The following is a 12,699-nucleotide window of genomic DNA, read 5'->3' on the forward strand; positions in this document are numbered from 1 at the left end:
GATAGCCTGACCGGTGAAATATCTCGACGACGAGAGAAACCCAAGGCGGCGCCTCTCGATCAGGCCACAGCAGGAGATGAAGAAGGCAATGGCTCGCACCCCAGTCACCGTCACCGTCACCGGCGCCGCCGGCCAGATCGGCTACGCGCTGCTGTTCCGCATCGCGTCCGGACAGCTGCTCGGCGCCGACACGCCCGTTCGCCTGCGCCTGCTGGAGATCCCGCAGGCGGTCAAGGCCGCCGAGGGCACCGCCATGGAGCTCGACGACTGCGCCTTCCCGCTGCTGGACGGCATCGACATCTTCGACGACGCCACCCAGGCCTTCGCCGGCGCCAACGTCGCCCTGCTGGTCGGCGCCCGTCCCCGTACCAAGGGCATGGAGCGCGGCGACCTGCTGGAGGCCAACGGCGGCATCTTCAAGCCGCAGGGCGAGGCCATCAACGCCGGCGCCGCGGACGACATCAAGGTCCTGGTCGTGGGCAACCCGGCCAACACCAACGCCCTCATCGCCCAGCAGCACGCCCCGGACGTACCGGCCGAGCGCTTCACGGCGATGACCCGTCTCGACCACAACCGCGCGCTGGCCCAGCTGTCCAAGAAGGCCGGCGTCTCGGTCTCCGAGATCACGAAGCTGACGATCTGGGGCAACCACTCGGCCACCCAGTACCCGGACGTGTTCCACGCCGAGATCGCGAGCAAGAACGCCGCCGAGACCGTCAACGACCAGGCGTGGCTGGAGAACGACTTCATCCCCACCGTCGCCAAGCGCGGCGCCGCGATCATCGAGGCCCGGGGCGCGTCCTCGGCCGCCTCGGCCGCCTCCGCCGCCGTCGACCACGTGCACACCTGGGTCAACGGCACGGCCGAGGGCGACTGGACGTCCATGGCGGTCGTCTCCGACGGTTCCTACGGCGTGCCCGAGGGCCTGATCTCGTCGTTCCCGGTCACCACCAAGGACGGCAGGTGGGAGATCGTCCAGGGGCTGGAGATCAACGACTTCTCCCGTGCCCGCATCGACGCCTCGGTCGGCGAGCTGGCCGAGGAGCGCGACGCGGTGCGCAAGCTGGGCCTCATCTGACGTCGGGGCGACCTTGACGTGACGCGAGCCCCGGGCCGGGAGGTCCGGGGCTCGCCGCCTCCGGGGGCATGGGGATATCCGGTTGACGGCACAGTGCCGTAAATGTCGGGGATGCCCCGCAACCACTCGATAAGGTGACGGGTCAGCCGTTACGCGTACCGAGGGTGGCGGCGTTCGCCGGGAGGACGAACGGGTGGAGCAGGCGTTTCAAGTCGATCTACGTGGCGTGGTGGACCTGCTCAGCCGCCATCTGTACTCCAGTCCCCGCGTCTACCTTCGTGAGCTCCTGCAGAACGCGGTGGACGCCATCACGGCCCGCGGCGAGGCCGCCCCGGGGAGCGGAACGGTCACCATCGAGACGCGCGACGGCCTGCTGCGCGTCCACGACGACGGGATCGGCCTCACCGAGGACGAGGTCCACCGGCTGCTCGCCACCATCGGCCGTTCGTCCAAGCGGGACGAGCTGGGCTTCGCACGGCACGACTTCCTCGGCCAGTTCGGGATCGGCCTGCTTTCGGCGTTCCTGGTCGCCGACGAGATCGAGGTCGTGACCCGGTCGGCGCGTGCGGGCGACGGTGGCCCCAGCGGCGGCGGGACGGCCGTCCGGTGGACCGGCTACGCCGACGGCCGCTACCAGGTCGAGCGCGGTGAACGCGACGAGCCCGGCACGACCGTCACGCTGCGGTCCCGTCCCGGCTCGGCCGACCTGCTCAGCCCCGCCACCGTCGCCGAGCTCGCCCGCGCGTACGGCTCGCTGCTGCCGGTCGAGCTCACCGTGGACGGGGCGACGATCACCCGGGAGGGACCGCCCTGGCAGGCCGCGTACCCCGACCCCGCGCGGCGCCGCCGGGCGCTCGACGCCTACTGCCGTGACCTGTACGGCTTCGAGCCGTACGACCTGATCGACCTCAGCGTGCCCGAGGCCGGGCTCACCGGTGTCGCCTTCGTCCTTCCGCAACCCGTCACGCCGAGTGCGCGCGCCGCGCACCGCGTCTACCTCAAGCGGATGCTGCTGGCCGAGAACGTCGAGGGCCTGCTGCCCGAGTGGGCGTTCTTCGTGCGCTGCGTGGTGGACGCGGGGGAGCTGCGGCCGACGGCCAGCCGTGAGGCGCTGTACGAGGACGAGCTGCTGGAGTCGACCCGGGACGCGCTCGGCGAGCGACTGCGCCAGTGGCTCGTCCGGTTGTCGGAGACCGATCCGGCGCGGTTGCGCGGTTTCCTGCGGCTGCACCAGCTCGGCGTCAAGGCCATGGCGCTGCACGACGACGACATGTTGCGCATCGTCGACCGCTGGCTGGAGTTCGAGACCTCCGCCGGTCCGATGACGCTGGCGGAGTTCCGCAAGCGCCACGCCGACGGCCGCTACACCACGAGCGTGGAGGAGTTCCGTCGGTTGTCGGCGGTCTCCGCCGCCCAGGGCGTCGGGCTGGTGAACGGCGGCTACGTCCACGACACCGAGATCATCGAGCGGCTTCCGCACATCGATCCGGACGTGGCGCTGCGGCGCCTCGACCCGGCGGAGCTGACCACCCACTTCGGGGTGCTCGATCCGGGTACCGAGCTCGCGCTGCGGCCGTTCCTCGCCGCCGCGCAGCGCGCCGTCGACCGGCTCGGCTGCGAGGTCGTCCTGCGCGACTTCGATCCGCCGTCGCTGCCCGCCCTCTACCTCAGCAGCCGCGCGGCCCGGCACCAGGCGGAGCTGGAGGAGGCCCGGGAGCTGGCCGACGACCTCTGGAGCGGCGTGCTCGGCGCGATGGGCGACGCGGCCGAACGCGACCGCCCGCAGCTGGTCCTCAACCATCGCAATCCCCTCACCCGCCGCGTCACCATGATCAAACCCGGCGCGCCGCCGCCGGCCGGCGGCGCCGCCGACGAGGGCCTGGTAGAGCTGGCGGTGCAGGCGCTGTACGGGCAGGCGCTGCTGCTCGGCCACCATCCGCTGCGCGCCGTCGACACCGCCGTGCTGAACCGTTCGTTCCTCGGCCTGCTGGACTGGGCCGTGCACGACCCGGAGGACACACCGTGAGCGCCGACCGCGTCTATGACCTGATGGCGCGTGCGGGGGAGCTCCCGTACGGCGAGGCCAAGACGGTGCTCGTGGAGGACGCCCTCCGGCAGGCCGAGGCCGCGGGCGACGCCGAGCTGGCGTTCCGGGTGCGGTTGGAGCTGACCACGGCCTACCAGTACGGCGGGGAGCCGGCGAAGGCGTTCACCACGTTCAGCCGCTGCCTGTCCGACCACGACCGCGACCCGGGCCGGTTCGACGAGGAGCACCGGCTGCTCTGGCAGTTCAAGTGGATGGTGAACTCCCTCACCCTCTTTCCCGAGATCCCGCTCGACCGGACGTACGCCGTCCTGGACGACATGGAGCGCCGCTACCTGCTGAGCGGCCACAGCCTGCAGGCGGTCTTCCACTACCGGCACGTGGTGGCGCGTCATGTGGGCGATGCCGGGGCGGCCGACGAGTGGTTCGCGCGGTGGCGTGCGGCGCCCCGCGACCAGCTGTCGGACTGCGCCGGGTGCGACCCGACCGGGATGGTCCATCACCTCGCGAGGCGGGGCGCTGACGAGGAGGCGCTGGCCATCGCGGCGCCCGTGCTGAACGCCGAGCTCAACTGCACCGAGCAGCCGCAGGGCATCCTCACCGCGCTGCTTCCGGTCTATCTCCGCACGGGCCGCCTGGGGGACGCGCGGGACGCGCACCGGCGCGGCTACCGGATCATGCGGGCCAACATCGCGGACTTCGCCGACATCGCCGAGCACATCGAGTTCTGCGCGCGGACCGGCAACGAGCCGCGGGGACTGGAGATCCTCCAGCGCCATCTGGGCTGGCTGGACCGGGCGCCGAGCCCGCACTCGGCGATGCGGTTCGCCGCCGCGGGCGCGTTGCTGCTGCGCCGCCTGGAGGAGACCGGCCACGCTGGCGAGGTCGTGCTGCGCCGTCCCGCGCACGACGACCGTGCGGCGGCGGACGTGCCCGCCGCCGAGCTGGCGGCCGAACTGGCCGCGCGGGCCACGGAGCTCGCCGCGCGCTTCGACGCCCGCAACGGCAGCACGCACCAGGGCGACGTCGTCCGGGAGCTCCTCGCGGCCGGGCCGATCGTCGATCACCTGCCGTTGACCGCGCACGACCGCCGCGCCGTGAGCGCGCCGCCCGCCGAGCCGGCGGCCGCCCGCCGCCCCGCCCCGGACTACGCCGACGTCGATGATCTCGACGCGCTCCTGGCGGCGGGCAACGAGCGATGGCAGGCCCGTGACCTGGACGCGGCGCGGGCGGCCTGGCGGCGCTTCGACGAGATCCTGGCGGCGGCCGGCGCCGAGCCCACCACGGCGCAGCGGGCTCAGCGCGCCGACGGGCGGGGCCTCGAACTGCTCATGACCGGCGAACCGGAGGCCGGGCTGGCCGAGTGGCGGCGCGCGGCGGAGCTGCACGCCGAGGCGGGGGACCACGTCCTCCAGCACTCCGTCCTCAGCCGGATCGGCGGGACCCTCGCGGGTCTCGGCCGCCTCGACGAGGGCGTCCCGCTGCTCACGGCCGCGGTGGCGTACCTCGACGAGCACGCCCCGGGAACGCGGCGCGCCATGACCGCGCGGCTCCGGCTCAGCGGACACCACCTGGAGGCGGACAGGCCGGCGGAGGCGGTCGAGACGCTCGCCGGTCTCGACCCCGACGGGCCGTACGACATCGGTGATCTGGAGCTTCACCGTGCTCAGGCGCTGGCCCGCCTCGGCCGTGACGAGGAGGCCGAGGCCGCGCTGCGGCGGGCCTGCGGCGCGCTGCGGACCGCCGAGAACCGCGAGCCGCTCGCCCAGGCGGCCTTCATGCTCGGGCGACTGCTCTCGCACGACCCGGCAGGACGGGACGAGGCGCTCGCGGCGTTCGACGAGACGCTGGCGCACGCCGTGCCGCCCCAGCTCCGGCTGGCCGCGCACGCCGAGCGCGGCACGCTCCTGCTGTCATGCGAGCGGGCGGCGGACGCGGTGGCCGACCTCGTGGAGGCCGTGGCGGGTTATACCGCCGAGGGGGCGCACGCCCAGGCCGCCTACGTGCGGGTCGAACTGGCGGCGGCCTACTACACGACCGGACGGCACTTCGAGGCGGCCGAGGTCGCCGAGGAGGCGGCCCCGGTCCTGGCCCAGCTGGACGACCCGGGCGCCGAACGCCGGCTCCGCTTCATCCTCGCCCACTCCCAGCGGGAGCTCGGTGAGCCGCAGGCCGCCGACCTCTTCACCGAGCTGGCGCGTGAGGACCCCGATCCCGCCGCCGCCGCGCGGCTCCTGGAGTCCGCCGCCGAGGTCCTGACCGGGCTGGACAAGGACGCGCTGGCGGCGGAACGGTTCGCCGAGTCCGCCGGGGCGTTCGCCGACGCCGGGGACGCCTACGGTGTCGTCCGTACGCGGCGGCGCAGCGCGCTCTGCCATCTGTGGAGCGGCCGGCCGGACGAGGCTCTGGCCGAAATGGAACGAGCCAGAACCGGTCTGGACGCGCTGCCGGACGGCAATCCGGCGGCTGTGACGTGGGAGAGGTCGATGGTGGCGTACGACGAGGCACGCCTGTTCGCCAACCTCTCGCGCTACGACGAAGCGCTCCGCAGCGTCGGCGAGGCCATCGACGGTTACACGGCCCTTGATGAGGGGGAGGCCGCTGAGGCCGCCCGGCGCCTGCGCTCCAGCATCCAAGACGAACTCGCATGACTCTGCGTGTCCGCCTGTGGTGACAAGACGCATTCAATAGACTTCACTCCGTACACGGGGGTAGAGGTGTACGGCCCTTCCGGCTCGCGGTGGGCGGCCGTCGCCTTCGCAGGTCGGGGTGGATCTTCCATGCGTCGGGTTCCGGTCGCGCACGGCTCAGCCGGCGCCGCCTTGTCCATCACGGCTCTGTCGATCACCGCTCTGTCCGTCACCGCCGTGCCGATGGTCACCGGATCGATCGCCACCGGGCCGGCGGCGGCCGCCGAGGTGCCGCCGTCCCTGGCCGCGGCGGACCTGCGGATGGAGCTCACCGGTCCGTCCCGCCGGGTCAGGACCGGCTCCGTCGTCGACTACGCCGTGCGGCTCCGCAACGCGGGACCGGCCGCCGTCAGCGACGCCGCGGCCAAGGTGCGGCTGCCTCGCGGGATCGCCGTCATCGAGGTCTCCGACCCCCGGTGCCGTGAACGCGGGCGGACGCTCAGGTGCGCGCCCGCCGCCCTCGCCGCGGGAACGTCGCGCACCGTCCACATCCTGGGGATAGTGAAGCCGTCCGCGCACGGCTCGTACCGGGTCAGGGCGCGGACGTACGCGCGCAGCGCCGCCGATCCCGTCCTGCGCAACAACCAGGCCCGCGCGGTCATGAGGGTCGCGCCGAGCACCGACGTGGCGGTGCGGGTGTCCGCACCGCGCCGGATGCCGCCGGACGGCAGGCTCACGCTCGCGGTCACCGTCGTCAACCGCGGGCCCCGTCCGGCGCGGCGCGTCAGGGTGCACCTGGGGGCGCACGGAGCCCGGCTCGCCAAGCCGTGGAGGAGCTGGGACACCGCCTGCCGGGTGACGGGCGGCAAGGCGGGCGGATCGGCGGGCGGTCACTTCCTGAGGTGCTCGCTGGGCGACCTGGCGGTGGGAGCACGGCGGACCCTGTACGTCCGGGCGCGTTTCTCGCCGGCGGCGCGGGCCCTCGTTCAGGAGTACGCGATCACCGCCTCGCACAGGCTCGGCGACCGGCGCCCGGCCAACAACACCGTCACCGCCCGGTTGCGCGGCGCCCGCGTCAGATGACGCGACGCGCTCCCGCAGCGGGCTCCGCCTCGAAGATCGCTGGTGCCGTCCAGCTCCGGGCGGCGTAGGCGTCCTCGATCGCCGCCCGTACGTTCCCGGCGCGGTCGGCGGCCGTCAGCACGATCGCCGAGCCGCCGAAACCGCCGCCGATCATGCGGCCGCCCCGGGCCCCGGCGCGCAGCGCCTCCTCGACCGCCACGTCCGCCTCGGGCCACGAGACCTCGAACTGGTCCCGCAGCGACAGGTGCGACGCCGTCAGCATCGACCCCAGCTCCGCCACCGCGCCCGCCCGCAGCAGGCCGACGGCCGCCTCGACCCGGTGGTTCTCGGTGACGACGTGCTGCACGCGCCGGCGCAGCACCGGATCCGCCAGGGAGCCGAGCGCCGCGGCGAGGTCCTTGACGTCGCGGAGGGCCGGGACGCCGAGCAGCCGGGCGGCCTCCTCGCACTCGGCCCGGCGCCGCGCGTACTCCCCGGCGGTCAGGGTGTGCGCCGCGCGGGTGTCGACGACCAGCACGGTCAGCCCGGACGCGGCGGGGTCGAACGGGACGTGGGAGCTCAGGCCGGAACGGCAGTCGAGCAGGAGCGCGTGGCCGTCCCTGGACAGCAGCGACGCCGACTGGTCCATGATCCCGCAGGGCACGCCCACGTGCTCGTTCTCGGCCCGCTGGGCGAGCAAGGCCAGCTCGCGCCGGTCGATCTCGATCCCGTAGAGGTCGCAGAGGGCCAGAGCGGTCGCACATTCCAGCGCCGCCGAGGACGACAGGCCCGCACCGGCCGGCAGATCGGAGTCGATCAGCAGTGAGGCGCCGCCGGCGCCGTGCTCGCGCAGCAGCCAGGCGACCCCGGCCGGATAGGCGGCCCACCCCTCCAGCGAACCGCCGTCCACCGGCACGACGACGCCCTGGTCGGCGGCCTGGAGCGACCGCAGGTGCAGCAGACCGTCGGCACGGCGGGCCGCGGCGACCGAGACGCCGCGTGCCAGGGCGAACGGCAGCACGAAGCCGTCGTTGTAGTCGGTGTGCTCGCCGATCAGGTTGAGGCGGCCGGGCGCGTGCCAGACACCCTCGGGATCCCGCTGGTAGGCCTCGCCGAACGCCGCCGCGAGCGCGGTCGGGTCGGGGCTCATCGCGACTGGATGAAGGCCCAGGCGTCGGTGACCATGGTCCGCAGGTCGCGTTCGGGCTTCCAGCCCAGCGTCGAGCGGATCTTGTCGGACGAGGCCACCAGCACCGCCGGGTCGCCGGCGCGGCGCGGGCTGACCACGGCCGGGATCGGGTGCCCGGTCACCTCGCGGCAGACCTCGATGACCTCGCGGACCGAGTAGCCGCTGCCGCTGCCCAGGTTGAAGATCTTGTGCTCGCCCGCGGCGCCCGGGGAGCCCGCCTCGCCCGGCGCGCACGCGTCCAGCGCCAGCAGGTGCGCCACGCCCAGGTCGATCACGTGCACGTAGTCACGGACGCAGGTGCCGTCGGGCGTGGGGTAATCCTCGCCGAACACGCTGACCGACTCGCGCTCGCCCAGCGCCACCTTGAGCACGTTCGGGATCAGGTGCGTTTCGACGGTGTGGCGCTCGCCGTACGCGCCGTACGCTCCGGCCACGTTGAAGTAGCGGAGCGAGACGCCGCCCAGGCCGAACAGCCGCGCGTACTCGGCCAGCGCCGTGTCGATCGCGAGCTTGGACGCGCCGTACGGGTTGGTGGGCCGGGTCGGGTCGGTCTCCAGGATCGGCGTGGACTCCGGCTCGCCGTAGGTCGCCGCCGTCGAGGAGAAAACGATCTTGGATACGCCGGTGCGGCGCATCGCGTCCAGCAGCGCCAGCGCCTCGCCGAGGTTCTTGTCCCAGTACAGCCCCGGCTTCTCCACCGACTCGCCGACGAGCGACTTGGCCGCGAAGTGCAGCACCGCGTCGAAGCCCGCGCCGTCGAGCACCTCGAACGCCTTGTCGCGCAGCGTGCCCCGGACCAGCCGGGCGCCCTCCGGGGTCGCGTCCTCGTGCCCCGTGGACAGGTCGTCGAGCACGACCACCTCGTGCCCTGCCTCCAGCAGCAGTGCGGTGACGACGCTGCCGATGTAGCCGGCGCCTCCGGTGACGAGAAGCTTCATGGATGAGGGCCTTCCTGGTCGGTCTACCTGGGGTTTCGTGAAACCGGTCGGCTAAATCCCCACTGATTCCCCACGACCCGAGGGATCATACTGCCTTGATCCGTCTCCGATTGAGGGATTGCCGGGCCGCCTGACGGCCTGCGTCTGTGGGGTCCGCGTACATGTCCAGTGTGATGCTTGACTTGCTGTGCCCGAGCACGGATTGAACGGTTTTCACGTCCACACCGTCACCGATGAGGAAGGTCGCCATCGTGTGCCGGAGCTGATGAGGCGTGATCTTAACCTTGGCCCTGTCGCAAGCCTTCTTCCACAGGGGTTGAAGGTCATCCCGGAGCATCGGCTTGCCGTCGTAGCGGATGAAGAGGAGCCGCACGGCCCGCATCTCTTCGTCACCGTTCCGCCGCCGAAACCGCATGACGTGGGCGGCCGGTGGGTTGTCCTTCAGCCACTCCTTGAGAGCTAGGGCGAGTGTCTGGGACATCAGCACTCGGCGCGATCCGGCCTTGCTCTTTGGTTCCTTCAGGTAGATCTCCTTCGTCTTGTGGTGCTTGGCCATCTGCCGGTCGAGGAGGATCTCTCCGCTCTCCGTGTCGATCTGGTCTTCGCACAGCCCCAGAACCTCGCCCACCCGGGCGCCCGTTTCGGCAAGGACCGTGAACATGGTCCGTAGCTTGTCGTCGGCAGCCATGGCCTTCTCGGCTGCCTCGAACTGCTGTGCGCTCAGCGACTTGGGCTGTCGCTCCTTCTTGGGCGGGACGATGACACCGATCTTCGGGTCTTTCCGGACGATGATGTCCTTGGCGATCGCATCGCGGATGACCATGCAGACCAGCGTGAAGTAGGTCGCTGCGTGCTTGCCTTGGCTCTGTAGGGCGTCCACGAAGTCTTGGAGCGCCTGGGGAGTCAGCCGGGCCATCGGCGTGTCTCCGATTAGAGGGTTGATCGTCTTCTCTAGTCGGGACTTGTACGTCCGGTAGCTGCTGTCCGGATCGATGTCCGTCTTGGAAGCGAGCCACTTGGCAGCCTGGTCCCTGAAGAGAATCTTTGCCTTCCTACGATCTACGAACGTGCCTTCGCGCCGTGAGGTGCGGATGCGATCCCGCTCCGCTCGCACATGCTCCAGGTCTTCAGACGGCTTGACGCGCTCCTCCTTGCCGTTGACGGTGGTGCGCCACCCGTAGACCTTGACGTACCGCCCGTTGGCACCCTTGACCTTCTCGCCCTTGCGGTTGCGCTTCCAGCGCCAAGAGATTCCATCAGGCGTCGTGTCTTCCCAGTTGTCGGCCAAGTCAGTTCCCTTCCTTCGGTTTGATCATCTGTTCCATGAGGGAGATCGCCTTGTCGCTCAGAGCTCCTCCTGGTTGGCGTTCGGTCGCTTGGGTGAGCATCCCGGCGGCTCTGGCCTGGACGACCCAGTTGGACGCGGTGCGGCGCCCGACGCCCGTCGCCTCGGCAAGCATCTGCACGGGGTTGGGGTAACCGGTCTCGGCATACCCGGCGTAGGCGTGAGCTACGGCAACGTGGAAGATGTCGGGCCGCCCCCGGCGTCCAGGGTTCGGGTCAGCGTTGACATGTTCGGTGATGACGTCCAGGGCTCCACCCAGGAGGTAGCGGTCATCCTCGGGACGCGGCTTCATCTCCGGATCGTCCGCGTCCCATGTCGGTTCGTAGGGCGATGGACCTAGCTCACGCACCTTCACGGCCAACCGGGCAAGCGGGATGCTCCGCAGGGTGCCAGTGGTGATCCCACGTCCTAGGTCGCGAGGCTGTGCATCCTCAGCAGGAACGATGTGCAGGTCCCGGGGGCCGCCATGCTCACCTGGTGGCCACCAGGCTCGAACTTCCCACCCCCCAACACGGCCGATAGCCACGATGCCCTCACGGCCGTCCATCTCTTCAGCAGGCCTGAAGGTGAAGCCTTCGGTACTGGTCTCGTCTGCGCTCACAACCGACACCGTACAGCAACCACAGACAGCTTGCCAGCCTATACAAGTACAGGCTTGACAGCCTGTACCTAGTTACTTCAGTATGAGGTTCAGCCGCACGATCGGGCCCACGGGCGGCTGGCTTAGTTACTTGGATCGACTGAACTGAGGAGAGCGCATGAGCAACACACCCACGCCCACAGATCGGCTGATGGAGACCCCGGAAGTCGCTGCCTACCTGGGGATGAAGGAGTCATGGGTTAGGGACAACTGGCGAAGCCAGGGCATCCCGTTCGTCCGGCTCGGGGGTTTGCTCCGGGTCAAGCGCTCGGACCTGGATGCATGGCTCGACAAGCAGCGAGCCGCCTGAACGGGACTGACAGGCAATGAGCGAAGAACGTCACCCGAACATCGGCCTGGTCTACGAACTGTCCCAAGCGATGGGAATCGATCCAGTGGAGACAAGGAGTCTCCTGAACACGGCAGGAGTGCCCATTATGAACTTGAACGGAGAAGATGTATTTAGTCGCCGCGATCTCGTCGCGGGTTTCAAGTCAGAAATCGTGAAGTTTGATTCTCCGGAAAGTGACCTTAAGCCAAAGTACAGCCTTGAAGAATCCGCAGAGTTGTATCGGAGTAGCTTGCCAGGCGGCGATGCTATGCCCTTCTAGCAAGAACCCGATCAGCTAAGACAGGCGATCACTTCGTATCTAGCTAGAGGCCAGTAGAGATTACTTATGACAGGCGTCCCGGCCGTTGGGGGTCGGGACGCCCCACTACTCGTATGGAGGACGGATGTCCATAGGGATTGAGCACTACGGAAGCGTGTACCAGACGTACGCGGGTCAGGCTGCCCGCGCTGGCCAAGACCTGTCGAAGGATGCGCGGCTACTGCTGGCAGCCATGAGCCGGGCCAACAACGGCGGACACGCCATCTTCGAACCGGGGGAGCTGCGGGAGATCCTGGGTAGGACGCTGCCGGACGGCACGCGTAAGCCTGCATCGAGGTCCACGGTGTACGACACGATTGCCAAGCTGCGGGCCGCCGGACTCTTGCTCGGTGGTGGAGGCGGAGAGATCTGTCTGTGGCTACCCGCTGAACTGTGGACGCGTAACCTCAAGCGCCGCGACGACATGTGCCCGATGCACCGAAGTGCTCGGGGAGGCTGGGTGAGCAACGCCGCATGAGCCCACTTGGACATGTCAGTCCTACAGATGTGGACGGACGTTCCACAAATCCCGGACTCGACGATGCTCTGACCTGCAACGACCTGATCCACTCTTATGACTCTCTTATCTCTCCGGATGGGTCAGGTTATGACCACCCTCCAGGGTGGTCTAGAACTTCTATCCAATGAATCTCTTATAAGTTTCATATTCAACCTCTATCTACTAAATAGATGGATCCGGCCTAGTGGTCGGCCGGATTACTACCTAGGAGACAGGCATGTCTAAATCTCAAAAGAACAAGAGTTATAGAACTTGTGTTACTGAAAGGTTCAAATGCCGCTACTGCGGCATGGCTACTCACTTGGTTCGTCTTACTGGCCGTGGGGGCCAGAAGGGTCCTTGGAGGGTCTATTGTTCTCAAGTCTGTGCCCGTCAGGGCAAGCTGAGGAATGACAGAGCTAGCGCCAAGCGGCGCTATGAAGCTCAGAAGAGACAGGATCTATCCAATTAGTATTGTACGAGAAACTAGCCTGTCAGGTCACGTCCAGCGGAGTGGTGTAAGAGGAGACCACCGCGTGATCCGTTTGTGCAGGTTAAGCGGTGAGTTGCTGTTGGTCGATCTTGTCGTTCGGGGTGTCGCCGGCGATGATGTGCAGGCGGGCC

The 12,699-nt window shown here is 69.4% G+C and carries 11 protein-coding genes; 7 read left to right on the forward strand and 4 right to left on the reverse strand.

The window, feature by feature from the left end:
• Positions 1-88: 88 nt before the first annotated feature.
• From ABD333_RS42735 to ABD333_RS42750, 4 genes are all read left to right on the forward strand, one after another.
• Entirely contained in the window at positions 89-1,078 is a 990-nt protein-coding gene (locus tag ABD333_RS42735; RefSeq protein ID WP_344548377.1) for a malate dehydrogenase, read from the forward strand.
• Positions 1,079-1,271: 193 nt separating this feature from the next.
• Positions 1,272-3,104, forward strand: coding sequence for an HSP90 family protein (locus tag ABD333_RS42740; protein WP_344548378.1), 1,833 nt, complete (start codon positions 1,272-1,274; stop codon positions 3,102-3,104).
• Positions 3,101-5,773: a hypothetical protein gene (locus ABD333_RS42745; protein ID WP_344548379.1), complete on the forward strand. Its 2,673-nt coding sequence runs from the start codon at positions 3,101-3,103 to the stop codon at positions 5,771-5,773. Before ABD333_RS42740 ends, ABD333_RS42745 begins: the two co-directional genes overlap by 4 nt.
• A 129-nt stretch (positions 5,774-5,902) precedes the next feature.
• A complete protein-coding gene (locus ABD333_RS42750; protein ID WP_344548380.1) occupies positions 5,903-6,835 on the forward strand; it encodes a COG1361 family protein in 933 nt (310 codons plus the stop codon).
• On the opposite strand, the gene galK is transcribed toward ABD333_RS42750, so the two are convergent.
• The 4 genes from galK to ABD333_RS42770 all read right to left on the reverse strand — a co-directional run bounded on the left by galK (position 6,828) and on the right by ABD333_RS42770 (position 10,887).
• Positions 6,828-7,964 carry a galactokinase gene (galK, locus tag ABD333_RS42755; RefSeq protein ID WP_344548381.1) on the reverse strand — a complete coding sequence of 379 codons (1,137 nt, stop codon included), beginning with the start codon at positions 7,962-7,964 and terminating at the stop codon, positions 6,828-6,830. The genes ABD333_RS42750 and galK overlap by 8 nt on opposite strands.
• Positions 7,961-8,941 (reverse strand): UDP-glucose 4-epimerase GalE, encoded by a 981-nt coding sequence (gene galE / locus ABD333_RS42760; RefSeq protein WP_344548382.1) that lies wholly within the window; start codon positions 8,939-8,941, stop codon positions 7,961-7,963. The genes galK and galE overlap by 4 nt, the downstream gene beginning before the upstream one ends.
• Before the next feature lie 85 nt (positions 8,942-9,026).
• Positions 9,027-10,229, reverse strand: a complete 1,203-nt coding sequence (locus tag ABD333_RS42765) for a tyrosine-type recombinase/integrase (RefSeq protein WP_344548383.1) — start codon at positions 10,227-10,229, stop codon at positions 9,027-9,029.
• 1 nt (position 10,230) lies between these two features.
• Positions 10,231-10,887, reverse strand: a complete 657-nt coding sequence (locus ABD333_RS42770; RefSeq protein ID WP_344548384.1) for a hypothetical protein — start codon at positions 10,885-10,887, stop codon at positions 10,231-10,233.
• Positions 10,888-11,044: 157 nt separating this feature from the next.
• Between ABD333_RS42770 and ABD333_RS42775 the strand changes: the two genes are divergently transcribed.
• The 3 genes from ABD333_RS42775 to ABD333_RS42785 all read left to right on the forward strand — a co-directional run bounded on the left by ABD333_RS42775 (position 11,045) and on the right by ABD333_RS42785 (position 12,054).
• Positions 11,045-11,236: a helix-turn-helix domain-containing protein gene (locus ABD333_RS42775; RefSeq protein WP_344548385.1), complete on the forward strand. Its 192-nt coding sequence runs from the start codon at positions 11,045-11,047 to the stop codon at positions 11,234-11,236.
• Between the two features lie 16 nt (positions 11,237-11,252).
• Positions 11,253-11,537 (forward strand): hypothetical protein, encoded by a 285-nt coding sequence (locus tag ABD333_RS42780; protein WP_344548386.1) that lies wholly within the window; start codon positions 11,253-11,255, stop codon positions 11,535-11,537.
• A gap of 124 nt (positions 11,538-11,661) precedes the next feature.
• Positions 11,662-12,054, forward strand: a complete 393-nt coding sequence (locus ABD333_RS42785; RefSeq protein WP_344548387.1) for a hypothetical protein — start codon at positions 11,662-11,664, stop codon at positions 12,052-12,054.
• Positions 12,055-12,699 lie beyond the last annotated feature (645 nt).

This window comes from Actinomadura fulvescens (genome assembly GCF_039533225.1).
GTDB lineage: Bacteria > Actinomycetota > Actinomycetes > Streptosporangiales > Streptosporangiaceae > Spirillospora > Spirillospora fulvescens.

What these genes read in the sequence shown, in the direction of transcription:
- galE (WP_344548382.1), bottom strand. Translation starts at nt 8,941, where the DNA reads ATGAAGCTTCTCGTCACCGGAGGCGCCGGCTACATCGGCAGCGTCGTC.
- ABD333_RS42785 (WP_344548387.1), top strand. Translation starts at nt 11,662, where the DNA reads ATGTCCATAGGGATTGAGCACTACGGAAGCGTGTACCAGACGTACGCG.
- galK (WP_344548381.1), bottom strand. Translation starts at nt 7,964, where the DNA reads ATGAGCCCCGACCCGACCGCGCTCGCGGCGGCGTTCGGCGAGGCCTAC.
- ABD333_RS42735 (WP_344548377.1), top strand. Translation starts at nt 89, where the DNA reads ATGGCTCGCACCCCAGTCACCGTCACCGTCACCGGCGCCGCCGGCCAG.
- ABD333_RS42780 (WP_344548386.1), top strand. Translation starts at nt 11,253, where the DNA reads ATGAGCGAAGAACGTCACCCGAACATCGGCCTGGTCTACGAACTGTCC.
- ABD333_RS42750 (WP_344548380.1), top strand. Translation starts at nt 5,903, where the DNA reads ATGCGTCGGGTTCCGGTCGCGCACGGCTCAGCCGGCGCCGCCTTGTCC.
- ABD333_RS42775 (WP_344548385.1), top strand. Translation starts at nt 11,045, where the DNA reads ATGAGCAACACACCCACGCCCACAGATCGGCTGATGGAGACCCCGGAA.